Source organism: Mesorhizobium sp. B2-8-1, from assembly GCF_006440955.1.
GTDB lineage: Bacteria > Pseudomonadota > Alphaproteobacteria > Rhizobiales > Rhizobiaceae > Mesorhizobium.
Map to the genome: position 1 here is coordinate 174,474 of NZ_VFTX01000002.1, position 25,513 is coordinate 199,986.

The 25,513-nt window shown below is 65.6% G+C and carries 23 protein-coding genes; 11 read left to right on the forward strand and 12 right to left on the reverse strand.

The window, feature by feature from the left end:
• Positions 1-36 precede the first annotated feature (36 nt).
• Positions 37-1,560: an ATP-binding protein gene (locus FJ428_RS05120; protein ID WP_140879032.1), complete on the reverse strand. Its 1,524-nt coding sequence runs from the start codon at positions 1,558-1,560 to the stop codon at positions 37-39.
• Between the two features lie 254 nt (positions 1,561-1,814).
• Complete coding sequence (locus tag FJ428_RS05125; protein WP_140879254.1) at positions 1,815-2,456, reverse strand: glutathione S-transferase family protein; 642 nt, start codon at positions 2,454-2,456, stop codon at positions 1,815-1,817.
• A gap of 221 nt (positions 2,457-2,677) precedes the next feature.
• On the opposite strand from FJ428_RS05125, the gene FJ428_RS05130 reads away from it, so the two are divergent.
• Both FJ428_RS05130 and FJ428_RS05140 read left to right on the forward strand, forming a co-directional pair.
• Positions 2,678-2,983 carry a hypothetical protein gene (locus tag FJ428_RS05130; RefSeq protein WP_140500102.1) on the forward strand — a complete coding sequence of 102 codons (306 nt, stop codon included), beginning with the start codon at positions 2,678-2,680 and terminating at the stop codon, positions 2,981-2,983.
• A gap of 248 nt (positions 2,984-3,231) precedes the next feature.
• Positions 3,232-3,603, forward strand: a complete 372-nt coding sequence (locus FJ428_RS05140) for an endonuclease domain-containing protein (protein ID WP_140521473.1) — start codon at positions 3,232-3,234, stop codon at positions 3,601-3,603.
• 199 nt (positions 3,604-3,802) lie between these two features.
• Here the strand turns inward: FJ428_RS05140 and FJ428_RS05150 are convergent, their stop codons facing one another.
• The 3 genes from FJ428_RS05150 to FJ428_RS05160 form a co-directional block, all read right to left on the reverse strand.
• Positions 3,803-4,633 (reverse strand): aldo/keto reductase, encoded by an 831-nt coding sequence (locus FJ428_RS05150; RefSeq protein ID WP_140879033.1) that lies wholly within the window; start codon positions 4,631-4,633, stop codon positions 3,803-3,805.
• A gap of 152 nt (positions 4,634-4,785) precedes the next feature.
• Complete coding sequence (locus FJ428_RS05155) at positions 4,786-5,418, reverse strand: PQQ-binding-like beta-propeller repeat protein (protein ID WP_140879034.1); 633 nt, start codon at positions 5,416-5,418, stop codon at positions 4,786-4,788.
• Positions 5,419-5,454: 36 nt separating this feature from the next.
• Complete coding sequence (locus tag FJ428_RS05160; RefSeq protein ID WP_140521470.1) at positions 5,455-6,675, reverse strand: helix-turn-helix domain-containing protein; 1,221 nt, start codon at positions 6,673-6,675, stop codon at positions 5,455-5,457.
• A gap of 110 nt (positions 6,676-6,785) precedes the next feature.
• On the opposite strand from FJ428_RS05160, the gene FJ428_RS05165 reads away from it, so the two are divergent.
• The 3 genes from FJ428_RS05165 to FJ428_RS30855 all read left to right on the forward strand — a co-directional run bounded on the left by FJ428_RS05165 (position 6,786) and on the right by FJ428_RS30855 (position 8,140).
• Positions 6,786-7,538: a DUF899 domain-containing protein gene (locus FJ428_RS05165; RefSeq protein ID WP_140521469.1), complete on the forward strand. Its 753-nt coding sequence runs from the start codon at positions 6,786-6,788 to the stop codon at positions 7,536-7,538.
• 120 nt (positions 7,539-7,658) lie between these two features.
• Positions 7,659-7,979, forward strand: a complete 321-nt coding sequence (locus FJ428_RS05170; RefSeq protein WP_140630624.1) for a hypothetical protein — start codon at positions 7,659-7,661, stop codon at positions 7,977-7,979.
• A 32-nt stretch (positions 7,980-8,011) separates the two neighbouring features.
• On the forward strand, positions 8,012-8,140 hold the full coding sequence (locus FJ428_RS30855; protein WP_263486928.1) for a hypothetical protein: 129 nt from the start codon (positions 8,012-8,014) through the stop codon (positions 8,138-8,140).
• Between the two features lie 93 nt (positions 8,141-8,233).
• Here the strand turns inward: FJ428_RS30855 and FJ428_RS05175 are convergent, their stop codons facing one another.
• The gene (locus FJ428_RS05175; protein ID WP_140500113.1) at positions 8,234-9,232 is read right to left on the reverse strand and encodes a bestrophin family ion channel; all 999 of its coding nucleotides are present in this window, start codon (positions 9,230-9,232) and stop codon (positions 8,234-8,236) included.
• Positions 9,233-9,289: 57 nt separating this feature from the next.
• Positions 9,290-9,904 carry a TetR/AcrR family transcriptional regulator gene (locus tag FJ428_RS05180; RefSeq protein WP_140500115.1) on the reverse strand — a complete coding sequence of 205 codons (615 nt, stop codon included), beginning with the start codon at positions 9,902-9,904 and terminating at the stop codon, positions 9,290-9,292.
• Positions 9,905-10,206: 302 nt separating this feature from the next.
• On the opposite strand from FJ428_RS05180, the gene FJ428_RS05185 reads away from it, so the two are divergent.
• Genes FJ428_RS05185 through FJ428_RS05195 form a run of 3 tightly spaced genes read left to right on the forward strand, consistent with a single transcriptional unit; the run spans position 10,207 to position 13,960 of the window.
• A complete protein-coding gene (locus FJ428_RS05185) occupies positions 10,207-10,686 on the forward strand; it encodes a (2Fe-2S)-binding protein (RefSeq protein ID WP_140500117.1) in 480 nt (159 codons plus the stop codon).
• Positions 10,683-11,666: a xanthine dehydrogenase family protein subunit M gene (locus tag FJ428_RS05190; protein ID WP_140879035.1), complete on the forward strand. Its 984-nt coding sequence runs from the start codon at positions 10,683-10,685 to the stop codon at positions 11,664-11,666. Before FJ428_RS05185 ends, FJ428_RS05190 begins: the two co-directional genes overlap by 4 nt.
• Complete coding sequence (locus FJ428_RS05195; protein WP_140622943.1) at positions 11,663-13,960, forward strand: xanthine dehydrogenase family protein molybdopterin-binding subunit; 2,298 nt, start codon at positions 11,663-11,665, stop codon at positions 13,958-13,960. The genes FJ428_RS05190 and FJ428_RS05195 overlap by 4 nt, the downstream gene beginning before the upstream one ends.
• A gap of 147 nt (positions 13,961-14,107) precedes the next feature.
• On the opposite strand, the gene FJ428_RS05200 is transcribed toward FJ428_RS05195, so the two are convergent.
• The gene (locus tag FJ428_RS05200; RefSeq protein ID WP_140879036.1) at positions 14,108-15,250 is read right to left on the reverse strand and encodes a helix-turn-helix transcriptional regulator; all 1,143 of its coding nucleotides are present in this window, start codon (positions 15,248-15,250) and stop codon (positions 14,108-14,110) included.
• A 199-nt stretch (positions 15,251-15,449) separates the two neighbouring features.
• On the opposite strand from FJ428_RS05200, the gene FJ428_RS05205 reads away from it, so the two are divergent.
• Together FJ428_RS05205 and FJ428_RS05210 are read left to right on the forward strand one after the other, a co-directional pair.
• A complete protein-coding gene (locus FJ428_RS05205; RefSeq protein WP_140516087.1) occupies positions 15,450-16,409 on the forward strand; it encodes an AraC family transcriptional regulator in 960 nt (319 codons plus the stop codon).
• Between the two features lie 263 nt (positions 16,410-16,672).
• Positions 16,673-21,652 carry an autotransporter domain-containing protein gene (locus tag FJ428_RS05210; protein ID WP_181167218.1) on the forward strand — a complete coding sequence of 1,660 codons (4,980 nt, stop codon included), beginning with the start codon at positions 16,673-16,675 and terminating at the stop codon, positions 21,650-21,652.
• 51 nt (positions 21,653-21,703) lie between these two features.
• On the opposite strand, the gene FJ428_RS05215 is transcribed toward FJ428_RS05210, so the two are convergent.
• The 4 genes from FJ428_RS05215 to FJ428_RS05230 all read right to left on the reverse strand — a co-directional run bounded on the left by FJ428_RS05215 (position 21,704) and on the right by FJ428_RS05230 (position 24,786).
• Positions 21,704-22,585 carry a DMT family transporter gene (locus FJ428_RS05215; protein ID WP_140516091.1) on the reverse strand — a complete coding sequence of 294 codons (882 nt, stop codon included), beginning with the start codon at positions 22,583-22,585 and terminating at the stop codon, positions 21,704-21,706.
• A 129-nt stretch (positions 22,586-22,714) separates the two neighbouring features.
• Entirely contained in the window at positions 22,715-23,953 is a 1,239-nt protein-coding gene (gene arsK / locus FJ428_RS05220) for an arsenite efflux MFS transporter ArsK (RefSeq protein WP_140516093.1), read from the reverse strand.
• Complete coding sequence (gene arsC / locus FJ428_RS05225) at positions 23,934-24,347, reverse strand: arsenate reductase (glutaredoxin) (protein WP_140663670.1); 414 nt, start codon at positions 24,345-24,347, stop codon at positions 23,934-23,936. Before arsC ends, arsK begins: the two co-directional genes overlap by 20 nt.
• Before the next feature lie 85 nt (positions 24,348-24,432).
• Positions 24,433-24,786 (reverse strand): metalloregulator ArsR/SmtB family transcription factor, encoded by a 354-nt coding sequence (locus FJ428_RS05230; RefSeq protein WP_140663668.1) that lies wholly within the window; start codon positions 24,784-24,786, stop codon positions 24,433-24,435.
• Positions 24,787-24,828: 42 nt separating this feature from the next.
• On the opposite strand from FJ428_RS05230, the gene FJ428_RS05235 reads away from it, so the two are divergent.
• Positions 24,829-25,365 (forward strand): DUF6428 family protein, encoded by a 537-nt coding sequence (locus FJ428_RS05235; RefSeq protein ID WP_140565315.1) that lies wholly within the window; start codon positions 24,829-24,831, stop codon positions 25,363-25,365.
• The last annotated feature ends 148 nt before the right edge of the window (positions 25,366-25,513 follow it).

A 25,513-nucleotide genomic window follows, 5' to 3' on the forward strand; every position in this document is an offset into this window, starting at 1 on the left:
TTCCAGTGGACAACCGCAACCGTCCCGCCCACGCCATCACAGCGCCAGGCTGCCCTGCTCCGCCTCCTCGGCATTGGGATCGCCCGGCGCCGCATTTGGGTCGCCCGGCGCCGTCGCCCAGGCGAGTTCCACCAGCGTGACGGTGCGCCGGCCGGTACCGTCGAGCTGGCACACGATCAGGCCCTGCTCTTCGATATAGGTGAGCAGGCGCCGGGCGCGGCGCATGGAGTGCGAGCCATAGGCGCGGGCGATCGCGGCGTCGCTCGGGCAAGGCCAGCCTTCCTTGGCCGCGCGGGCGATCATCATGAACACGCCCTGCATGTCCTCGGGTAGCAGCGAAGCGCGCACGGAGACGTCGCGCCACGCATCGTCCTCGGCCATATCGGAGCCGACGCCGGCGCGGGCGCGCGTCAGCATGCGGCGAAACTCCTGCAGATCGGGCACGACCGAGGCCAGTCCCTCGATGCGGCAGCGCACCACGAACTCCTGGTAGAGCACGCCGATGACGCGGAAGCCCGCATCGGGCTCCGCCAGGATGGCGCGCAGGATGCGGTCCATCCGCTCGCGCCGCTCCGCCAGGTCCTCGGCGCTGGGCGCCGGCTCGGCCGGTTCGGGGCGGATCTCCAGCGCCGCCGACTTCGCCGCCATCAATTGGTCGAGCAGGTCCGGCGATGTCATCCGCCGCTGCGGCCGCGCGGCCTCCGGCGGCGGTGCCGCCAGGATGATCGCGCGGGCATCCTCCAATGCCGCTTCCGGCAACGGCATCAGGCGCGGCGTGCCGTTGCGCGGGCTGGTATCCGTCGGCCCGATGCGCAGGCCGAGCGGGCGGCGCGACAGCGCCGGGCCCAGCGCCATGAAATGCCCGCGCTCCAGGTCGCGAAAAGCCTCCGCCTGCCGCCGCTCCATGCCAAGCAGATCGGCCGCGCGCGCCATGTCGATGTCGAGGAAGGTGCGGCCCATCAGGAAATTGGACGCCTCGGCCGCGACGTTCTTGGCAAGCTTGGCCAGTCGCTGCGTGGCGATGATGCCGGCAAGCCCGCGCTTGCGGCCGCGGCACATCAGATTGGTCATGGCGCCGAGCGAAAGCTTTCTCGCTTCGTCGGAAACTTCGCCGGCCACCGCCGGCGCGAAAAGCTGCGCCTCGTCCACCACCACCAGCATGGGATACCAATGGTCGCGCGCCACCTCGAACAGCCCGCCGAGGAAGGCGGCGGCGCGCCGCATCTGGTTCTCGGCGTCGAGCCCTTCGAGATTGAGCACCGTGGAGACGCGGTGGATGCGCGCCCGCTCGCCGGCGCTCTGCAACCCGCGCTCGGTATGTTCCTCGGCATCGATCACCAGATGGCCGAAGCGTTCGCCCAGCGACACGAAGTCGCCTTCGGGGTCGATGATGGTCTGCTGCACCCAGGGCGCGCTCTGCTCCAGCAGCCGGCGCAACAAATGAGATTTGCCGGAGCCCGAATTGCCCTGCACCAAAAGCCGCGTCGCCAGCAGTTCCTCAAGGTCCAGCGCCGCCGGCGCGCCGGCGGTCGTCTGTCCCATCTCGATCGCAACGGTCATGTCAGACTCAGCCGCTCCTTCGCAGAGGGACTTATCAATCCGATTGCAAAGCGTCGAGCGCCGATGGCCGCCGGTTGGGCGTTGCGCACAGTTGTGCGAATGCTGCCTGCCTGATGCGAACCTCGGACCGGCTGAACGATCGCATGACAAGCGCGCAATCGTTTCGGATGGATGTGAAAACAAGCAGTTGAAGCGGAATCGCGAATCAAATCCTGAAGCCTGGTCGGCCGCTCCCGCGTCGTCTCACGCGGGCATCACCGTCCGGGGACCGGCGCCAATGCGGGCGCGTCCAGCCCCTGGAACGGATCGCGCCAGGCCTCGATCTCTTCGAGCCGGCGATACCAGCGCTCGATCTCGGGATAGTCGCCGAGCGGCAAGCGGGCGGCGTCGTTGAAGGGCAGGAACGTCGCCATGCGGAAATCGGCATAGGAAACCGAAGTCCCGGCCAGCCATGGCCGCCGGCCAAGTGCCGCCTCGAGGATCAGCGCCGTCCTGTGGAACTGTTCCAGTCCCTCCGCGACCTTTTCCGCGTCGATCGGACCGATGCCATAGCGCTGCTTGGTGCCGCGCTCGAAATGCACGATGTCACAGGCCCTGACGAACTCTTCCTTGCCCCAGCTCAGCCAACGGATCATCTCGGGTTCGTCGTCGCCCGCGCGCCAGAAATCCGAACCCATGTCGCGCGAAAGCCGGCAGGTTATGGCGTCCGCTTCCCAGAGGCTCCCTCCAGGCCAGGCCAGCAAGGGCAGGGAAAGATTGGGATTGAGCGGGCGGAACCGCTCCGCCTGCCCCGGCGCCATAGGCGAAGCGAATTCGAACGCGACCTTCGCCCCGAGGTGACGGGCCACCGCGACTCCCAGGCGCGGATTGGGGTTGCGGCTGAAGAACAGTTTCATCTCCGCGTCCGCCCCGTGCGGTTTCGGCCCGACCTTGTCACTCGCCATCGCCTCGCTCCTTGTTGCGGCATGCACGCCAAGGACGGATAGCGCCGATCGAATCCGACAATGCGGTCGCGACCGCAAGGACCGGTTTTGCGAAAAGTCCGGGTTGACCGCTTCCGGACGCGAGGCGACTATCCCTCTCGAAGCATGGCAATGGATCTCGAGGAGGATGAGCGATGGATGAGCCCGACCGCTGGCGCCACATGTCAAGCGCGCCCAAGGACGGCAGCCGGATCCTCGTCACGGTCCGGCCGTCCGAGCAGGGGCCGGCGGAAGTCGACCTCGCCTATTGGTCGGATGGCGACCAGTTCGGCGAAGAAGGCTGGCGCGCGTCGGACTCCTCGCCCGGCCGCATCGTCGAATATGCCGAGCCGGAGCTGAAATGCTGGATGCCGATGCCCTCGGCCAACCTCGCCCGCGCCTCCATGCCCTCGCCCTGGGAAGGCGACGACGCCCAGCAGCTGGACGGCTCGGGGATTTGAGGCACTGAAGCTGCTGATCTCCTGAGACGCCGGCGGGACAGCCCCCTCTGCCCTGCCGGGCATCTCCCCCACAAGGGGGGAGATCGGCTGTCGCGAATGCTTTCGCCAATCTTCAACGTTGAAGAATGTAGCGCCGGAGCCAAAGCTGCCAATCTCCCCCCTCGTGGGGGAGATGTCCGGCAGGACAGAGGGGGGCGCCGTAGAGTAAAAACGTTGGTGACCAACTTCAGCATCAAGCCTCTCACACCATGCCACACACACCCTTGCCCCCAAGACACCGCGCTAACGCGAAATCGATGCGCAGGATCATGACCGATGCCGAACTAAAGCTCTGGAACGAGCTGCGTGCGCATAGGCTGATGGGCCTGGGCTTTCGCAGGCAATTCCCCATCGCCGGCTACATCGTAGACTTCGCCTGCCCGGAGAAAAAGCTGATTGCAGAGGTCGACGGTTCACAACATGGCGACCCGGGTCTTGCCAATGCTGACGAGGCCAGAACCAAACGCTTGGAACAGGATGGCTGGATCGTCTTGCGCTTCTGGAATGACGATGTCATCCGCGACATAGACAATGTCTGCCAGCATATCGTTATCGCGGCTGGTTTGGCAGACGCGCCCTGACAGGCTGGCGGGACAGCGCCCCCTCTGCCCTGCCGGGCATCTCCCCCACAAGGGGGGAGATTGGCAGCTTTGGCTCCAGCGCCACATTTTTCAAAGTTGAAAATTGGCGAAAGCATTCACGACAGCCGATCTCCCCCCTCGTGGGGGAGATGTCCGGCAGGACAGAGGGGGGCGCCGTAGAGTAAAAACGTTGGTGGCCTCAAAACAAGAACGCCGCCGTCGCAGGGTTCGGCCCGACGCGGCCGTCGGCTGAATCCATGCCGCGGATGGCCTTCAGGTCCTGCGCGTCCAGTTCGAAATCGAAGACGTCGAAATTGGCCGATATGCGGTCCTGGTGGACCGATTTCGGGATGACGATCAGCCCTTCCTGGAGGTGCCAGCGGATCATCGTCTGCGCCGCGGACTTGCCGTGCTTTGCGGCGGTGCCTGCTATGGTCGCGTCGCTGAGCAGCCTGCCGCTGCCGAGCGGGCTCCAGCTTTCGGTGTGGATGTTGTGCCGGGCATGGAACTCCCTGATCTCGCGCTGCTGGAAACGCGGATGCAGCTCGATCTGGTTGACGGCTGGCGTGACGCCGGTTTCGCCGATGATGCGCTCCAGGTGATCCCGGTTGAAATTCGACACGCCGACCGATTTGATCCGGCCGGCTTTCTGCAGCTCGACCAATGTCTGCCAGGCCTCGACATATTTGTCCTGGCTGGGCACCGGCCAGTGGATGAGGAACAGGTCGATCTGTTCGATACCGAGCTTGTCCATCGTATCCTCGAAGGCGCGCAATGCGGCATCGCGCTGGTGCGCCCCGTTGCGCAGCTTCGAGGTGATGAACAGCTCGCCCCTCGGCACGCCCGCGCCCCGGATCGCCTCCCCGACGCCCTTCTCGTTCTGGTAGCCTTCGGCGGTGTCGATCAGCCTGTAGCCGGCCTTGATCCCCCAACCCACCACCTTGGCGGTGATAGCGGGATCGACTTGCCACACGCCAAGGCCCAGCCGGGGAATGGTCGAGCCGTCGTTCAACGAAATCTGTTCAGGCATGGTCTGGTCCTCTGCGAAGATGGTCCAGCCTATCTAGGCCCGGCATCGGGCAACGGCCAGCCGGCGGCGGACAAATTGCCGAATCTGTGATCGACACAGACGATGCTCTTGTCGCTTTCGTTGGCATTTGAGCTCACCGCGAAGATCAGCCCTCATTTCGGTCGGCGCACGGTTCTCACCACGCCGCCCGGGCCGCCGCCGCAGAAGAAGCGGTCGCCGCCGTCGGATTCGAGCCCCGACACGCCCTTGCCGCGCGGCATGTCGAGCCGTTCCAGCACCTCTCCGGTCTCGGGATCTACGCGCCGCAGGTCGCTCTGATCGCCTTCCCAGGTGCCGTGCCACAGCTCGCCATCGACCCAGGTCACGCCGGTGACGAAGCGGTTGGATTCGATGACGCGCAGGACCGCCCCGGTCTCGGGGTCAATCTGGTGGATCTTGCGCTGGCGGTTCTGCCCCACCCACAACGTGCCCTCGGCCCAGGTGAGGCCGGAATCGCCGCCGCCGCCGGGCGCAGGAATGGTGGACAGCACCGCGCCGGTGTCGGGATCGATCTTTTGGATCCGGTCCTTGGCGAGCTGGTAGAGATACCGGCCGTCATAGGCGGTCCCGGCATGCGCGGCGACATCGATCGAGCGCACCGCCTGCCCGCTCTCCGGATTGAAGGCGGTGAGCCCCTTGCCCGAAGCAAACCAGACGTTCTGCCCGTCGAAGCTCACCCCATGCACGCTGTCCACGCCCGCAAAGGGGCCGTATTCGCACAGGATTTCGGCCGCCGCATGTTTCATATCGTTCATCCTCGCCTTTGATCGACTTTTTCATTCCTAGCCGTTCGGCAACGGCGCCGGGAGTAACAAGGTGGTCGTGAAACCCGCCACCGGCGGCGTCATCCAGCGGCGCGCGCGGCCGTGGCCGAACCATTGCACCTTGCCGGTCTCGGCAAGCTGCTCAAGCGCGCGCTGCACGCTGCGCTGGCTGGATGCGAGCGCCAGCGCCAGTGCCGAGCTCGACCAGGCTTCGCCGTCGGCGAGGAAGGCGAGCACTGCCGCATGCCGCTCCTCGAGAGGCCGCGCCAGCACCACCACTTCGCCGCCCCGTTTCGGCGCCAGCGAAAAACCGCGCTTCGTCGCCTGGATGTCGGCCAGCCCGCGCAGCTCGGCGCGCAGCCGGCCGATCTCGACCCGCAGCCGGGCGCGATGCGATTCATCGGCGTGCCTGCCGCCGAAGGCCCTGGCGATGAGCGCCGCACGCGGCATGTCGCCGGGCCAGGCCTCGGCCAACGCGCGCGCCAGCGCAAACAGCACCGGGCGCGTCGCCAGAGAGGCCCGCGCCTCCTGTCTGCGCACGGCATAACGAAGACCGTCGACCACCAGCGCTTCCGATGCCTGCAAGGTCTCGACTTCCTCGAGCAGCAGCGGATGCTCCTGGCCGTTCGCGATCAGCCGCGCCGCCGGCGTTGCCAGCACCCGGAACGCGCTGTCGACCTCGGCCATCAGTCCGGGAATGCCGGCCCGCCATGCGGCGTGGCGGGCCCGCTCGAGTGCCGCGCGCGCGGTCTTCGTCCTGAGGCGCCGCATGGCGATGCCGGCGACGACCAGCTCGTGCGCGGCCCGCGAAGCCGGCGGAAACGGCGTCGCATCGAGCCCGGCCAGCACCTGCTCGGCCTCGTCGAGACGGCCGATCAGCAACAGGAATCGCACTTCCAGGTGCCGCGCATGCGCGGCGTTCAGCCGGTCGCCTTGCTTTTCCAGCGTCGCCCGCGCCGCGTCGAGCGCCTTGGCCGGCCAGCCGAGGTCGCGCGAAACCAGCGCGATCTCGGCTTCGGCGATGACGCATCTGGCGCGCGCCACCGCTTCCCTCGGCCCGAAGGTGCGCCCCGCCCGCCGCAGCAGAGCCCTGGCCCGGTCGAGATCGCCGAGCTGCGCCATGGCGATGCCGCGCAGCGCCAGCGCCGGCGCGTCCTCGCGCAACGCCACGCGGTCGAGCGCGCCGAGCGGGTCACCCGCCGCCAGCAACAGCCCCGCGGCCGTGATCAGCGAATCCATCAAAAAAATCCCGCCACGGCGAATCCCGCCACACTTGTAACTCTCACCATCCCGCTGTCCGGCGCTATGTCAGTCGCGTCACATCAAACCGGAACAGCGAGGCAAAAGCCATGACCAAGCAAATGCACACACCGCCGATCGTTTCCCAGCAAGCATGGGAGGCGGCGCGCCAGCAGTTGCTCGTAAAGGAGAAGGCGACGCTCCGCGCCAAGGACGCACTGGCCGCCGAGCGCCGGCGCATGCCGTGGATGGCCGTCGAGAAGGATTACACGTTCGAAGGCCCCAACGGAAAAGCGAGCCTGCTCGACCTGTTCGAGGGCCGCCGCCAGCTGATCGTCTACCGCGCCTTCTTCGAGCCGGGTGTGTATGGCTGGCCCGATCACGCCTGCCGCGGCTGCTCGCTGGGTGCCGACCAGGTCTCCAACCTCGCCCATCTCAACGCCCGCGACACCACGCTAGCCTACGCCTCGCGCGCGCCGCAGGCCGACATTGCGCGGTTGAAGAAGCGGATGGGCTGGGCAATGCCCTGGTACACCATCACCGACAGCTTCGACAAAGATTTCGGCGTCGACGAATGGCACGGCCACAACGTCTTCATCCGCGACGGGGACCGCATCTTCCGCACCTATCTGATCAACAACCGCGGCGACGAGGCGATGGGCACCGTCTGGAGCTACCTCGACGCCACGCCGCTCGGCCGCCAGGAGGTCTGGGAGGACTCGCCCGAAGGCTATCCGCAGACCCCGACCTACAAATGGTGGAACTGGAGCGACAACTACGACGCCGACACCGCGCCGGACAGGAAATGGGACGAAGTGTCTGCTGCCGGCGAGGCGGCGTTCCGCAACAAGGACGCCCAGTAGAGCCTGGCTAGAGCGCCGGCTCGACGCAAGCGCGGCCGGACGCTCTTCGCAAGGCGGCAGCTTTCCCAGGACTGCTGCTGCTTTCCGGGCTTGCGCCAATGCGCAACCGAGGAGAAAGACATGAGCGACATCCATACAGACGCCCGCCGCTGTCCCGATCAGGACGCGGCCCGCCTCGGCATCGCCGACTGGCTGGGCCTCGCCGCAGCGCCGATCTTCGCCCTGATGGCGCTGCTGGCCGGCATCTTCGGCGGCGATGCGGCGATGCTGTGCATGGGCACCTCTTCGCCGCTCGCCGGCATGCCGGCCATGTACCTGCTGATGAGCGCCTTCCATCTGGCGCCTTGGCTGCGCGTGATTTCCAACAGGCAGGCGGGCCGGGAGAAAGCAAAGCGCTTGGAGAAAACTCTGCAAAAACAGAGCATTGCGCAAGCAGTTTGAATCGCCGATGCAACCCGTCGAGGAGAAGAACCATGACACGGACGAGTGATACGCACGGTCCCGACACACGGGAGCCGATCGAGGCGGAGCCGACACGGCGCGGCGACGAGCCGTCGCAACCCGCCAAGGGCTGCCCCTGGTGCACGCCCGAAAAGACCTGACGCTTCGACGGCGGCGCCGACGCGCCGCCCGGGGCGAAACACATCGCCAATGACGCCCGGGCGGTTCGCGCTTATCGCCGTAAGGCACTGGCCTTACGTCGCGATGTCGTTGACAGGCAGCAATGGCGCGGGAAGGTCGATCTCGCCGAGCCCGGTCCGCATTTCGATCTCTATGTCGCGGCAGATCTGCGAGATCGGCACATCGTTGGCGTTGCCCTCGAAAGGGTTGGCGCTGCTCTCGCCGACCTGGTCGAGCGACATGTATGCCCAGCCCAGCAGCGTGCTGAACGGGATCGTCAGCCAGATCGCGATCGAGCCCAGCGCGCCGCCGAATTTGCCCATCTCGGCGAAGACCGGAACGACGCCGAACGGCAACAGCGTGCAGAAGATCATGACGAACATGGAACTGACGATGGCGTATTGGCGGGGATAGGGATTGTTCTTGATGCGGTCGCAGCGCGCCTGCTGGTCGTGGAAGTCGCGGATGAGTTTTGTCAGTTCGCCATAGATCTGCGGAGGAATTTTGGCGTCCTTGAACAAGCCGTTGACCTGCACCGATTGCATTTCGAGCAAGGCGATCGCCGGGCGGGGCGATTTCAGGACGCCCCCGGTCTGCTCGGCTAGCAACGGCCGCAATTCGTCGGTGATCGAGCCCGTATCCTCCTGGACATGGTAACGCCGCCGGTATTCGATATTGGCGGCCCGCGCCATGGATTCCCATGGCATCGGCCGCCGCAGCGCGAAACGCAGCGCCGTCATCCAGGCGATGTGGCGATAGATGAGTTGCTTCGCTGTCGGGGCGTCGGTGAAGTCCCTGCAGAAATTGGACCACAACCGGCTGCTGGCCGTGATTTGCGCAAAGGCCTGCAGCGCTTCACCGCTGCGGGTAAACACCTGCGAATTCTTGAAGCCCGCAACCAGTGACACCGTGGTGCCGAGCACCAGCACGACAGACCACGGCACCGAGAACCCGGCAAGTCCGGGAAAACGGTAGGCGGCCACCGCCAGTCCGCTCACCACCACCATGTAGATGACGCTGCGCCGCGACCAGAGCGCGAAATCCATCACCTTGTAGGAACGGCCCACATACATAAGATGCCCCCAAATCGCGGACGTGCCCGCTAGCCGCAGGCCAGTCTCCAGTCGCCCTCACCTAGCCTTGGCGGCGCCGAACCGCAATCCGTCCATCAGCAGCCGGACCAGCCGGCGCGAGCGATCGCGCCAATCCGGGGTGTCGGGCGCCGAATAGATGCCGCCCAGCGCGTGCAGCACGTCGGACGCGTCGACATCGCCACGGATGGTGCCCTCGGCCACCGCCGCCTCGACCAATTGCCGCAACGCCGCCGAGACCCGACCCGACGTGTCGGAATAGAGATTGGCATTCGCCGTCAACAGGATCCGCAGGCTGGTCGCAAGCCCTCGCTTGGTGGCGATATAGTCGACGAAGCGCCGCATCCATTCTTCCAGCGCCACGTCGGACGGATGCTTTGCCGCCAGTTCGCCGGCGGCCGCGCACAGCCCCTCCACCTCGCGGCGGTAGACCACCTCGACCAGGTGCTCGCGTGTCGGGAAATGCCGGTAGAGCGTGCCGATGCCGACGCCCGCGCGGCGCGCGATCTCCTCCAGCGAGGCGTCGATCCCGCGCTCGGCGAAGACCGACGCCGCCACCTCGACCAGCCGGTCGCGGTTGCGCTGCGCGTCGGCGCGCAGCGGCTTGGCCTCTGCGGTCTTCTGGTCGGGGATGGCGGACGGCTCTGCGGCCAATTTTTTCTCCACTGTCGAAATATGGGGCTTGAACCCCATCGGGTCAGCCCCCACGTAATAAACGGAGGCACCTCCGCTTTAGTGGAGCACCTTTATCATATAATCAGGGGAACCGGTATGTCACGTGCTGAAAGCTTGCAAGCCAAAGCCGATTTCCGTCAGGGATTGGTGAAGGCGCCGAAGAGCGTAATCTCCCCCCGCACGGGGGGAGATCGGCCAAGCTGACCACATTGCGCCTTGCCCTTCCCCGCCCCGACACCACTTCATTTCCCTCAGCGTCAAGCAACTGGAGCCAGACGCCCATGACGAACACCACAATCCCCGTCCATCTCGATATCAACGGCCAGCCGCATACGCTGGACCTCGAACCGCGCGTCACACTGCTCGACGCCTTGCGCGACCGCCTCGGCCTGACAGGCACCAAGAAGGGCTGCGACCACGGCCAGTGCGGCGCCTGCACCGTGCATGTCGACGGCGAGCGCGTGCTGGCTTGCCTGACGCTCGCGGCACAGGCCGAAGGCCGCACCGTCACCACCATAGAGGGGCTTGCACGGGAGGGCGCACTGCATCCCGTGCAGGCTGCCTTCCTCGATCAGGACGCCTTCCAGTGCGGCTATTGCACATCGGGCCAGATCATGTCGGCGGTCGCCTGCATCCGCGAGGGCCATGCCGGCTCCGATGACGAGATCCGCGAATACATGGCCGGCAATCTCTGCCGCTGCGGCGCTTATCCGCACATCGTCGCCGCCGTGCGCCAGGCAGCGCTGGAGGCCGCGTCATGAGGGATTTTTCCTATCTTCGCGCCAACTCCGTCGACGCCGCACGCCAGGCGGCCGCCCTGCCCGGCGCCATGCTGCTGGCCGGCGGCACGACGCTGATCGACCTCGCCAAATGCGGCGTCGCCGAGCCCGACAGCCTGGTCGACATCACCCATCTCAAGGGGCTGGACACCATCGAGATCGACGAGCGCGGCGCCGTCATCGGCGCGCTCGCCAGGATGAGCCATGTCGCCGACCATGCCGGCATCAAGGGCGGCTTTCCCGCTGTCTCGGAGGCGCTGTGGCAGGCGGCTTCGGCGCAACTCCGCAACATGGCGACCGTCGGCGGCAATCTGATGCAGCGCACACGCTGCCCCTATTTCCGCGATCCCTCGAATTTTGGCGCCTGCAACAAGCGCGAGCCCGGCAGCGGCTGTTCGGCGATCGGCGGCGTCACCAGGGGCCATGCGGTGCTCGGCACCAGCGAAGCCTGCATCGCCACCTATCCCGGCGACCTCGCCACCGCGCTGGTCGCCTTCGATGCGGTGGTCCATCTCGGCGAACGCCGGGTCTTGGTCGACGACTTTTTCCTGCTGCCCGGCACCACGCCTCAGAAGGAACACGCGATCGAACCGGGCGAGATGATCACTGCCATCGAAGTCCCCGGATCCGCCGCCGCCCGCCGCTCGACCTACGTGAAGGTCCGCGACCGGCAGTCTTATGAGTTCGCCGCCGCCAGTGCCGCCGTCGGCCTCGAACTCGAGGCCGACGGGCGCACCGTCCGCGACCTGCGCGTCGCGCTCGGCGGCGTTGCCACGAAGCCCTGGCGGGCGCGCGCCGTGGAAGAGGCGCTGAAAGGCAAGGTGCTGGAGCCTAAGGCTGTCCGCGCGGCCAGCCTGCTCGCCGTCGAGGGCGCCGTCGACCATGGCGCCAACCACTACAAGATCGAGCTCGCGCCGCGCGTCGTGGCCAGAGCGATCCTCAAACTGGGAGAAGCGGCATGACCGTTCACATCGCAAGACATGGCGACGCCTCCGACGGCGTGCTGGCACAAGCCGTAGGAGGCCGGCTGTCGCGCGTCGACGGCCCGGCCAAGATCACCGGTGCGGCCAAATACGCTGTCGAACAGCAGCTCGAAGACCTGGCCTACGCCGTGCTGGTCGACAGCACGATCGCGTCCGGCAAGGTGCGCGCCATCGATACGGCGCAGGCTGAGGCGGCGCCCGGCGTGCTGCAAGTGCTGACGCCGGACACCATCATGGCCCTGAAAACCGCGTCGGACTGGTTCGGCACGCCCCCGCCCGACAAGCCTTATTGCCCGCTGGCGCGCGACATCAGCTTTTCGGGCCAGCATGTCGCCGCCGTGGTCGCCGAAACCTTCGAGCAGGCGGTTGCGGCAGCGGCCCTCGTCAAGGTCGACTATGACGAGACGCCGGCCATCGTCGACCTCAACGATGCCAAAGCCGGCGACGGCATTCCGATCGAGGCCATGACCAAGGAATGGGGCGACGCGCAGGCTGCCTTTGCGTCCGCCCCGGTCCGGATCTGCGCCGCCTACAACACGCCGCGCGAATACCAGGCGCCGATGGAGCCGCACGGCCTGATCGCCCGCTGGGAGGGCGACCGGCTCACCGTGTGGGAGCCGAGCCAATGGCTCGATGGCATGGCGCGCACCTATGCCGAGTGGTTCGATGTGCCGTTCGAGAATGTGCGGCTGGTCTCGCCCTATATTGGCGGCGGCTTCGGCTCCAAGGCGCTGGCGCTCGGCCACGGCGCGGTTGCCGCGAGTGCAGCCAAAATGCTCGGCCGGCCGGTGCGCCTGGTGATGACGCGCCCGCAGACCTTCACCGGCTATGGCGGCCGCGCCGCGACGCGCCAGACGGTGGCGCTCGGCGCGGATGCGGAAGGAAAAATCCAGTCGATCGTGCATCGCGGCGTCAATGAAACGTCGATCGATGGCATGTGGGTGGAGCCGTTGGCCTCGGTTACCTCGATCATGTACGCGACGCCGAACTTTTCGTCCCGGCAGAACGTCGTGCGGGTGAATTCCGTGGTGCCGGGCGCCATGCGCGCGCCGGGCGAGAACCCCTCGGCCTTCGGCATCGAAAGCGCCATCGACGAGCTCGCCTATGAGGTTGGCATCGACCCGCTGGAGATCCGGCTGCGGAACTATGCCGAGCAGGACCCGGAAGTGAAAAAAGCCTGGTCCACCAGGCAGTTGCGCGAGGCTTTTGCCACGGGCGCCGAGCGCTTCGGCTGGGCCAGGCGCTCACCGGAGCCGCGTTCGATGCGCGACGGCAACCAGCTGATCGGCTGGGGCGTAGCCGCCGGTACCTATCCGGTGCGGCGCGCCTATGGCGAGGCGATCGTGCGCATCCTGGCCGACGGCTCGGTGGAGGTCGAAAGCTCTTCGATCGACATGGGCCAGGGCACCTACACCATCCTGGCGCAGACGGCGGCCGAGACGGTGGGCGTGCCGGCCGACGACGTCGTGGTGAAGCTGGGCGATTCTCGCTTCCCCCGCGCCGGCGTCGCCGGCGGCTCGCGCCTGGCCGGCGTCATGACGGGCGCCGTCTACAAGGCCGCGACCTCGGCGCTCGACCAGTTGGTCGGGTTGGCGATCAGCGACCCGCGCTCGCCCTTCCATGCGCTGCAGGCCAACACGCTGGTCGTCGCCAATGGCCGCATCACCGCACCGCGTGGCGACGGCCCCGATGTGTCGATCGCCGAGCTCCTCAAAAGCGTCGGCCGCGATCGCATCGAGGCGACAGGCGATACCATGCCGGCCAATTCGAGTGCCGAGGACCGCTACAGGAACTACACCACCATCGCCATGGCGCTGCCGCACACCGAAGGCGACTATTCCCGCCATTCCTGGTGCGCGCATTTCATCGAGGTCCGGGTCGACGAGGATTTCGGCACGGTGCGCGTCTCGCGCGTCGTGTCGGCGCTGGATTCGGGACGGCTCTACAATCCGAAGCTGGCGGAAAGCCAGTGGAAGGGCGGCATCATCATGGGCATCGGCCAAGCGTTGCTGGAAGAAGGCATCATCGACCGCCGCCACGGCCGCATCGTCAACAACAACCTCGCCGACTATCTGGTGCCGACCAATGCCGACATTCCCGACATCGAGGTGATTTCGGTCGGCATCCCCGACCCGCACTCCTCGGTGCTCGGCGGCAAGGGCGTCGGCGAACTGCCCATCGTCGGCGTGGCGCCGGCGATCGCCAACGCGGTGTTCCACGCGACGGGGAAAAGGGTGCGCGACTTGCCGATCACGCTGGAGAAGCTGATCTGAGCGGTGGAAGCGAGTAATCTCCCCCCTTGAGGGGGAGATGGCCGGCAGGCCAGAGGGGGGCGGCCAGGCGCGATCCCGGCGAGCGAGCGCTTCGCGCCGGAGCCGCTCTGGAGGCGGTGAGCCGATCTCGCGCTGCGGACTACGCCTTCAGCCTGAATGCGCTGCCAGGGGCGTGCCTATGTCCGAGACGAGCTTGACAAGATCGGCTTGGCGTCTCGTCCCGGTTTTGGCGAAGATACGATTGAGGTGTGTCTTCAAGGTGTTTTCGCCGATGCCGAGCGCCAAAGCGCTCTTCGACGCCGACAATCCGCTGCCGATCCGCAGCAGGACCCGCGCCTCCGCGGGCGTAAGGTCGAACAGCGTGGTCAGGACGGCCTCCGGGAGAGGAGAAGCCGACGTCGTGGTCGATATGAAGACAGCCGCGCATGCCGGCCGGAAAGCCGCGCGCGCGGTTCCTTCGGTCAGCGGCAGCACATAGGCGACAGCGGCCGGCCGGCCTGCGGCCGAGACCGGCAGTCCTATGCCCCGGGCGCCAAGCGAAGCATCTGCGTTCGCGGCGCTGGCGATCGCTTCCAGCAGGGCGCGGGCGACCGCCGGATTCTGCGCCTGGAGCAGGCCGTTCCTGGAAAGAATCGGACCTTGCGCCGACAACATCCGTTCGGCAGCGCCATTGGCATGGAGGATGGCCCCGTTGGCGCCGGCAAGCACGACAGGCACTGCGAGATTGTCGAGCGCCTGGCGGTAAAGGCTGGCGGTAACGCGAGCCTGGTCGAGCAGGTCTCCGATCAGGGAAGCACGGCGCAGATGCGGCGAGAGCAACGCCAGGAAATGTTGGTCCTCGGCTGATATGATCCCCCTGTCGGCCCATGTGGTGCAACCCATGAGCCCGATCCGGTCCGATGTGTGGACGAATTTGGTGATGCAGGCTTCGCGCAATCCCTGCGGTTTGGCCCAATTCTGAAAAAATGCCGTCTGCCCGAGTTCGGCTTCGCTCATCAGCGACAGCGTCGCGACGGGCGTGTCGACGTCGCCGATGACCGCCGTCTTCAGACCGGGAATTGCATCAAAGTCATAGTCCTGGAGCACGCGCATTTGCACGGGATCCCAGGGCGATTGAGCGGCGAAGCGGCCATGATTGTCGGCGGTGCTGGCGAGCGCGATGGTTGTATAGGCCGCGTCCATGGCCGTCGTGATCCGGGTCATGACCCCGGCCCAGCCTTCCGGGTTCAAAACGCAATCGTAGATATCGCCGATAATGGAACCAAGGACTTCGCTGCTCAGCCTCTCCACCACGCCTCCAGACACACTGCGATCTCGCCTCGGAGAATTTTGTGGCGTCATACTTTTGGATGACGCCACTCCTGGCCGATCTCGATTAGGATTCAACTCGATTGCTTGACGCCAGCCGCCACTGTTGCCGGTTATTCTGCCGATTGAAAGTATGGCGATCGGTATTTTTTAAGCGCGGATACTTTATCGAGGTTTTCCATTGTCGCGAAAGACGGTGTTTTCATCGGCTCAGTTGCCGCCGCATCTTGGCGAACGCGAGCGATTTTCCCTGTGGCAGGACATCCACGTCGCGGAAATCTGGTCGGTGGAATACGGCATATCGGAAAACCTGCCCTTCGAGGCCTCGATCGAAGCCACGGCTGTCGGTTCACTGGTTCTCGGTCAGATGTCCGGAACGATCAAGCAGGCGACAAGGAAGGCGAGCAACATCGCCGAGGACGACAATGACGGCTATTTGCTGTTGATCAACAAGGCCGACACCCTCTTGTCGGGCGTGCAGGTCGGCCGCGAATATGCCGTCGGTCGGGGAGAAGCGGTCCTCGTCACGGCCTCGGAGGCGCTGAAAATGACCGGTGCCGACAGCAATATCTGGACCAATGTGGTGGTCCCACGCGCGGTCCTCATGCGCGCCTTCCCGCAGATCGACGACCGGCTGGGATTGAAGATCGGCGCCGACAACGAAGCCCTCGATCTTCTCAAGCGCTATTGCGAGCTTCTTGAAAGCGGCAGCCCGCTCGCCTCGGCCGATCTCATAACCCATGCGACGGACACGATCGTGGACCTGATCGGCCTGGTGACCGGGGCGAAAGGCCGGGCTGCCGAATTGGTCGGCCTTCGCGGCCTGCGCGCCGCCAGGCTGGAGGCGATCCTGGCAACGATTGCCGAGGATTTTGCCGATCCTGGCATCTCCGCCCAAGGTGTCGCGCAACAGCTCGGCCTGTCGGCGCGCTACGTCCATGATCTCCTTCAGGAAACCGGAGTGAGCTTCTCCGAGCGCGTTCTCGAACTGCGGTTGCAGAGCGCCCATAGGATGCTCTCTCAGAGACACAGCGACATGCGGGTCAGCGATATCGCGATGACGAGCGGGTTCAGCGATGTATCGTATTTCAATCGCTGCTTCCGTCGCCGTTTCGGCTATACGCCGACCAGCGCCAGATAGGTTGCGGCATTTTCTGTGGCCGGCCCTGGCGCGGCGTCCGATTCTCTCTTTGAGAGGCCGGTGGAGCGGCACCTGCGCGATCGTGGCGCAGAACTGCCACAGTGCGCGCAAAAGGCTCGGCTTTTCGCTCCAGTCCAATTCCAGTGCGGCCCTGCCCAAGACAAGCCCGAGCTCCAATGACATGTCAGCCTCAGGGTGAAATGACTATCATGTCAGGGGTTTGGATGCCGCAGAACACATTTGCAGGCCGCAAGGCGACGGGGATGAAGTATCTGTTGCTGGCTTCGACCGCGCTGGTCGGTCTTGGTCAGCCGCTCACCGCGGCGGCAGCCGAGATCTGGACCGGTGCTGCCTCCACGAACTGGTTCACGGCCGGAAACTGGACCCCAGCGTCGGTGCCGACAGCGGCCGATAATGTCACTATCAACACAAGCGCCGTCAACCCGACTGTCATCAACGGCGCAAATGCTTTTGCCGCCGGTGTCACCATAGCAAATGGCTCTTCCTCGACCGGTGATCTGACCATTTCGAATGCCGGCACTCTGACCAGCCAAGACGGTACATTGGCATATTCGGCAACCGCCAATGCATCGGCAACGATCACCGGCGTCGGCTCCTCGTGGAGTACTTTCGCTAGTTTCGCCCTTGGATATGGCGGCACCGGCACGCTGAACGTTGCCAGCGGCGGTGTTATGAATGATGGCAGTAGTTTTGTCGGTTATAATTCCGGCTCCGTTGGAACGGCCACGGTCGACGGCACCGGGTCGCAATGGAACAGCGCGGGCAATCTCTATGTCGGTTTCGGCGGCACCGGATCGGTGACGGTTTCAAATGGCGGCCTGTTGTCGGATGATCTTGCCAATATTGGCGGGAGTTTCTCGGCCTCCGGCACCGTTTTGGTGACGGGGCTAGGCTCGGCCTGGACGAATGCTTCCCAGGTAACTGTCGGCGATCAGGGCACCGGATTTCTGGACATCTTCAGCGGAGCAACGGCGACGGATGTGACCGCCGTTGTCGCCGCGAATGCCGGCTCTCACGGCACGGTCAATGTCTCCGGCACGGGGTCGACATGGACAAACAGCGGGAACCTGACGGTTGGACAGATTGGCACGGGCGCGATGATCGTTTCCGCCGGCGGCAAGGTGACCGACAGCGTAGGCACAATTGCCAAGAATTCAAACTCCACGGGTACGGTCATCGTCGACGGCACGGGCTCGACCTGGACCAACGCTTCCCACCTGTTCATCGGCGATCAGGGCACCGGTACGCTGACGGTTTCGAACGGCGGCAAAGTCAGCAACCTGAGCGGCATTTTGGGTAACCTGGCGGGTTCCAGTGGCACGGCAACCGTCGATGGCGTTGGCTCCACCTGGGCCAACGCCGCGCTCGCGGTCGGCAACGGGGGTTTCGGCACGCTGACGATAACGAATGGCGGCAAAGTCACCAGTTCGGTGGGATATGCGGGCTATGCCGCGGGCTCCACTGGCACGGTGGCGGTCGACGGTAACGGATCGTCCTGGACAAACACTTCCAACCTGTTCATCGGCGACCAAGGCCAGGGTGCGCTCACAATCTTGGGCGGCGGCGCGGTCAGCAGCGCCATCGGCACGATCGGCGCGCTGACGGACTCTATCGGCTTCGCGACGGTCACCGGTTCCGGCTCGACCTGGACCAACAGCTCGGATCTATTCGTCGGCGATAGCGGCAGCGGCACGCTCTTGGTTGGGAGCGGCGGCGTGGTCAGCAACGCCTCGGGGAATATCGGCGCGAAAGTAGGTTCGACCGGTTTCGTGTTCGTCGACGGCGCCGGCTCGACCTGGACCAACAGCTCCAACCTGGCTGTGGGCGATTTCGGTACCGGAACACTGGCGATCTCCCACGGCGGGGTCGTCAAGAACAGCTCGGCGGTCATTGGCGCGAAAGCAGATTCGACCGGCACTGTGTTCGTCGAAAACGCCGGCTCGACCTGGACCAACAGCTCGGACCTGATCGTTGGCGATCAGGGCACGGGTACGCTGGCGGTCTCGAACAAGGGCGCGGTCAGCAATCAGAACGGCATTTTAGCCAACGTTGCCGGCTCCACCGGCACGGCAACGGTCGACGGTATAGGCTCGACCTGGGCCAGCGTAGCTCTTGTTGTCGGTTCCGCCGGCACCGGCGAACTGAACATCCTCAACGGCGGCGCGGTCAGCAGTGGCCTGGGCTTCGTTGGTTTCGATTCGGGTTCCGCCGGCACGGTGACGGTCGACGGCACGGGATCGACCTGGACAAACAGTTCCAACCTGTTCGTCGGCGATCAGGGTACCGGCACGCTGAATATCTCGAACGGCGGCAAGGTCAGCGATACCACAGGCTATGTGGGCACATTGTCGGGCTCGACCGGCACGGTAACGGTCGACGGTGGGGGGGCGGCCTGGAACAACAGCTCGGACCTGTTCGTAGGCGGTTTCGGCACGGGTACTCTGACGATCTCGAACAGCGGCACGGTCAGCAATGGCTGGGGCTATATCGGCTACATTGCCGGTTCGACCGGCATGGCGGCGGTTGACGGCGCGGGATCGAAGTGGACGAACAGCGGGGACCTCTATGTCGGAGGCTTTGGCACGGGCACGGTGACGGTTTCGAACGGCGGCATGGTCAGCAATGGCTTGGGCTTGATTGGCTACGCCGCGGGTTCGCTCGGCACGGTAGCGGTCGACGGTGCCGGCTCGATTTGGGCAAACAGTTCGAACCTGAGCGTCGGCGACCAAGGTACGGGCACGCTGGCGATCACCAATGGCGGCACCGCCAGCAACCAGACCGGCTATTTGGGCAAGGCTGGGGGTTCCACAGGCATCGCCACCGTTGATGGGTCGGGTTCGCACTGGATCAATTTCTCGGACCTGCGCATCGGCGATTCCGGCACGGGCAAGTTGACGATCTCGAACGGCGGCAGCGTCGTCAACCTGGTGAGCACCGTGGGCTCCGCCGCGGGCGCCATCGGCTCGGTGACAGTCGACGGCGTCGGCTCGGTTTGGGCCAATAATGCTTCCCTTTATCTCGGCGAAGACGGCACCGGCACGCTGGCGATCTCAAACGGAGGTATCGTCACCAGCGCTGCTGGCTATCTGGGCTTTGACGCCGGGGCGGTGGGCACGGCAATCGTCAGCGGCGCAGGCTCAAGCTGGACCAGCAGCAACCTCCTTCAGGTCGGTCAGGGTGGCACGGGATCATTGACCGTCTCGAACGGTGGCAAGGTCGCCAACACCGATGGCTATCTGGGCTTTTATGCCGGGTCCATTGGCATGGCCAACGTCAGCGGCACAGGCTCGACATGGGCCAGCAGCGGAGATCTTGATGTCGGCGTTAGTGGAACAGGCACGCTGACGATTGCCAATGGCGGCGCGGTGTCGAGCGGCGGCGTGGTCAACATCGCCGCCATGGCGGGTTCCGTCGGCACGCTCAACATCGGTGCGGCGAGCGGATCGCCAGCGATCGCCGCGGGCACGCTCAATGCGGCTAGCGTCCAGTTCGGACCGGGCGCGGGCGCGATCAACTTCAACCACACCGATACGAACTATACCTTCGCGTCGGCGATCGGTGGCGCAGGCACGATCAACCAGATCGCCGGCGCGACGAACCTTACCGCCGATTCGAGCGGCTTCACCGGCGCCACCAATGTGAATGGCGGGCGGCTGGCCGTGAACGGTTCGCTGGCCAACTCGCTGGTGACGATCTTCGGCGGCACGCTGGGCGGCAACGGCACGGTGGGCGGTGTCATGGCGCGGTCGGGCGGCATCATCGCACCCGGTAATTCGATCGGTACGCTCCACGTCGCCGGCAATCTCGACCAGGCGGCGGCCTCGATCTACCAGGTCGAGCTGACCTCGACCGGCCAGTCCGATCTCATCCACGCGACGGGCACGGCGACGATCGCCGCCGGTGCGGTCCTCGACGTGATCAAGACCGACGCAGCACCTTACGTGGCGGGCACGCATTACACCGTGCTGCAGGCAGACATGGGCGTCACCGGCACCTACACGCTCAGCGGCCTAGGCCCGTTCACCGGCCTTTTCGCGAGTTACGACCCGACGCATGTCTATCTCGACGCGACGCAGGCAAAATCCTTCGCCGAGGTCGGCCTGACACCCAACCAGATCGCCACCGGCGGTGGTGCCGAAAGTCTTGGCAGCGGTAATCCGCTGTTCGATGCGATATTTGCTTTGCCGAGCGAAGCAGCCGCCCAGGACGCCTTCGACCAGCTTTCCGGGGAAATCCATGCCTCGGCCAAGGGCATGCTGCTTGAAGACAGCCGCTTCGTCCGCGACGTGGCCAGCAATCGCATTGCTGCTGCCTTTGGCGATGGCGGCGCTGCGGCGCTGCCGGTCATGGCCTATGGCGAGGGTGGACCGGAAATGGTGGCGGCCGATACCGACCGCTTCGCCGTCTGGGGCCAGGTGTTCGGTTCGTGGAGCAATACCGATAGCGACGGCAATGCCGCCGCCTTCGACCGCTCGACCGGCGGCCTGCTGACCGGCGCCGATACTTTGGTCGGCGGCTGGCGTGTCGGCCTCATCGGCGGCTACGGCCATTCCTCCTTCGATGCCGACGACCGCAATTCATCAGGCAAGGGTGACAGCTATCATCTCGGTCTCTATGGCGGCACCAACTGGGGTGCCATCGCCTTCCGCAGCGGCGCGGCCTATAGCTGGAGCAGCATCTCGACCAGGCGCTCGGTTGCTTTCAACGGCTTTGCCGATCAACTGTCGGCCGACTACGATGCCGGCACCGCGCAGGTGTTCGGCGAACTCGCTTACAAGGCCGATGCCGGCAGCAGCTTCCATTTCGAGCCCTTCGCCAACCTCGCCTATGTCAGCGTGCACACCGACGGCTTCACCGAAACGGGTGGTGCCGCGGCGTTGACCAGCGCCAGCACAAGAACCGACGCCACCTTCACCACGCTCGGCCTTCGCGGCGCGACCGACTTCGCGCTTGGCGGCATCGATGCCACCGCTCGCGGCATGCTCGGCTGGCGTCACGCCTTCGGCGATGTCACACCGACCTCCGCCTTCGCCTTCGCCTTCGCCGGCGGCGATCAATTCACCATCGCCGGCGTGCCGATCGCTCGGGATGCCGCGGTGATCGAGGCCGGCCTCGATCTCAACATGTCGGCCAATGCGACGCTCGGCCTGTCCTATACCGGCCAGTTCGGCAGTGGCACGGTCGACCAGGGCGCGAAGGTCGATCTGGGCGTGAAGTTCTGAACGACGGTGACGAAACGGCTTTGCAGCACGAACCTGTACGTTGACCCGCCCCTACTCCGGCGACGGCACCGGCGGCTTCGACGTCAGTGCGGTGCCGGCGGCCGCGACGATGACGGCGGCGATGCCGGCCAGTTGCGGCGCGGTCAGGCTCTCATGCAGGAACAGGAAGCCGGCCAGCGCGCCGAGCCCTGGCTCCAGGCAGGTCAGCGTGCCGTAGATGCGGGCCGGCATCCGGGTCAGCGCCACCATCTCCAGAAAGAACGGCAGCGCGCTCGAGAACAGGCCGACGAGCAAGGCACTGACCAGGATCGACGGCGCGAGAAGGCCAGCTCCCGCCTGCGCCACGCCGAAAGGAAGCACCAGCACGGCGGCGATCGCCATGCCGTAGGCGGTGGTGCGGGTGCCGAGCTCCGCGCCCGCCTTCTGCGCCAGCACGATGTAGAGCGCCCAGAAACCGCCGGCCGCCAGCGCCAGCATCACCCCAGTCGGATCGAGCGGCTGGAACGAACGGATGAAGGGCGACAACAGCACGATGCCGGCGACCGCCAACGCGATCCAGGCAAAGTCGCCGGCGCGCCGCGAGGTCAGCGTCGCCACCAGCAGCGGTCCCGAAAACTCCAGCGCCACCGCAACGCCGAGCGGAATCGTGGCGAGCGCGGCGTAGAACAGGAGGTTGAGCGCGCACAGCGTTACCCCATAAGCGACCAGCCACGGCATGGTGGCGCGCGAAGGCCGCATCTGCCAGGGCCGTAGCACGGCGATCAGCATCAGCGCGCCGACGACCAGCCTCAGCGTCGTCGTGCCCTGCGCGCCGATCACCGGAAACAGGCTCTTGGCGAAAGTAGCGCCGATCTGGATCGACACCATGGCCCCCAACAGCGCCATCACGGGCAAAGGCGCCGCTTCGCGACCGACAACCGGCGTCGATGTCACTTGATCCCGTCCTCCGTGCGCCATCAGGCAAACGCTGCGTCATGGGAGATAGGGCGAACCGGCCCGTCCGTCGTGAGGCAGGACCGGCATCTCGATGGGGCAAGAAAGGGCCGGACGAGCCGGCCGCCCTCAGACGCGGCCGTTGCGCGCGTTCGGCAGTCTCGTGATCGCTGTCAGGACCAACAGCGCGGTGCCGCCCAGAAACGCCATGGCCCCCAGCGACCAGGCAATGCCGACATTGACGATGGCAAAGGCCAGCGCAAAGGGCGCGACGGCCGAAACGAGCAGCCGGGCCGATGTGACGCGCCCCTGCAGACGGCCATAGTCCGCACTGCCGAACAATGTCAGCGGCAGGGCGCCGATGACGATGCTGAAAAGCCCGTTGCCCATGCCGAAGACGACGGCGAAAACCATCGCGCCTGCGACGGAAGGCGCCGTGCAGTTCAGCACGACGACCCCGCTCGTCATCAGGCCGGCCGAGATGATGGCCAGCGTCAATGGCGGCAGGTTGATACCGAAGATCATGTTGATGAAGCGGCTCAACACTTGTGACGGCCCGAACAGCGTTCCGACAATGGCGGCGGTCGCCCCGAGGCCAAGTCCGGAAAGCAGCGGCACCATATGCACCAGGACAGCGGCGCCAAGCAGGTTCTGCAGCGAGAAGGCGATGACCATCAACGCGAAGCCGAGCGGCCGCGCCGAGGCCGGAAGCGATCCCTGGACATGCCGTGGCGGCTCGGTCGCCGAGCGCCTGCTCTTGGCCAGCCCGTGCGAGAGCCAGGCGTGCAGCGGCAGGCAGACGAGCAGGTTCAGCCCCGCGAAGACGAGATAGACGGTTCGCCATGACATCTGCGCGTGCAGGGCCGAGGTGATCGGCCAGAACACGGTCGATGCGAAGCCGGCGATGAGGGTGAGATAGGTGATGCTGCGTTGCGCTGCACGCGGCCTTATCTGCACAAGCAGCGCGAAAGCGGCGCCGTACTGGACCAGGTTCGATGCCACTTCCAGCACGATCAGCGCCGCCACGAAGGCCCCGGCCGCCGGCGCGTAGGCACAGGCGGCGAGCGCAGCCGCGGCAAGGATCGAGCCGACGGTCATGATCTTGCCGGCGCCGAAGCGGTCGATCCAGTTTCCGAGCCAGGGCGCCGTCAGCCCGCCAACCAGCAGAGCCGCCGAGAGCGCGCCGAAAATCCATTCGGTCGGCCAGCCCAGATCCCTGGCCATATCGGCGGCGAGAATGCTGAAACTGTAGTACAGCGTGCCGTAGCCGATGATCTGGGTGACGCCGAGGGCGGCAATGGCGGCCAGCGGCGAGCGCTCCGGGACTTCGAGATCGGAAAGGCTTCGATCACGTGATACCACGGTCATGGTTCACTACCTCGCCATCTTCCTTGGTGAAGCGGACCACCGGATGGTCGAGCAGATCGAGCACGAGCTCGGACGGACGGCACAGCCGCGTCCCCTTGGGCGTCTCGACGATCGGCCGGTTGATCAGGATCGGATGCCTCAGCATGGCGTCGATCAGCTGTTCATCGGTCCATTTGGCGTCACCCAGGCCGAGTTCGGCATAGGGCGTACCCTTTTCGCGCAGCAGGGCGCGCGCCGGAATTCCCATGGCGGCGACAAGCTGGCGCAAGCGGTCCCGGCTGGGCGGATGTTTCAGATACTCGATGATGTCAGGCTTCTCGCCGCTCGCCTGGATCATGGCAAGCGTGTTGCGCGAGGTGCCGCAGTCGGGATTGTGGTAGATCGTAGCGGTCATGGCTTGGCCTCGACGGCAAGAGGTTGGATTTCGGATTGCTGATGCGGCGCGGTCGGGACGATCGCCCGGGCTGTCGGCGCGACGATCACTGAACCGGTCCCTTCACATCGGCGGCGCAGCAGTCTGGAGCCAACGCCGAAGCGCGGATCTCCAGCCGGCCGGAGCAGCAATCCTCCATCAGGAAACGGATGAGGCCGCTCAACGTGTCATATTCGGCGCTGTAGACCATGGAGCGCGAATCGCGCCGCACGCTGATCAGCCCTGCCCGCTCGAGCTCCTTCAGGTGGAAGCTCACATTCGAGGCCGAGACCTCGACTTTTTCGGCGATGGCGCCCGCGGCAATCCCGTCCGGACCGGCGATCACCAGATGCCGCAGGATGCGCAGGCGCGTTTCTTGCGAAAGAGCCGCAAAGGCGGAAAGGGCTTGACGTTCATCCATATTTCAACAATCCTAAAAATGTTGAAACAAGGATTACCGCACATGCTCGTTTCTGACAATCGGGAATTTGAACCCGCTGACGTCGTTGATCCCGACGACATCACCATCGCTGGCTTGCTGGAGTTTCTGGCGGGCTACGAGGACCGGCGCCTGGTGTTCTTCTACGACGGCCGGCCGGTGAGGCCTGGTTACCACGTCACCGAGGTGAAGGCCGGCCAGTTCGCTGCGCTGGACTGCGGTGCAAACCCGGAATCCTGGGCCGAGATCTTCGTGCAGCTCTGGGACGTCGAGGAGGACCGCACGCATATGCCGGCCGGGAAATTCTCGGCGATCATCCGCAAGGTGACGGAGCATGTCGGCCTCGACCATTCCGCCAAGCTTACTTTCGAAGTCAGCGACGGCGTGCGCCCGATGCAGCTCTACCGCGCCGCGCTTCCCCGGCTCGCCGGTGATGCGGTGCATGTCGAGCTTTCGCCGCGGCCGGCAAGCTGCAAGCCGCGTGACCGCTGGCTGGAGGAAGAGAGGAAAGCCAAGGCCTGTTGCGGACCTTCGGCCGGACCGGAACCTTGCTGCGGCTGACGTTTCGCAGCCAAGCAGATGGCTTGGCGCCGTCTTGACGGACGGCCTTCCGCTCCCTCAGTTCAGCGATTTGCGCCGCGGCGGCGGCGTGCGATCGCGTTGAGGCAGCGGGCGCGGAACGCTGCCCCGCAGCGGGACCTGCGGCCAT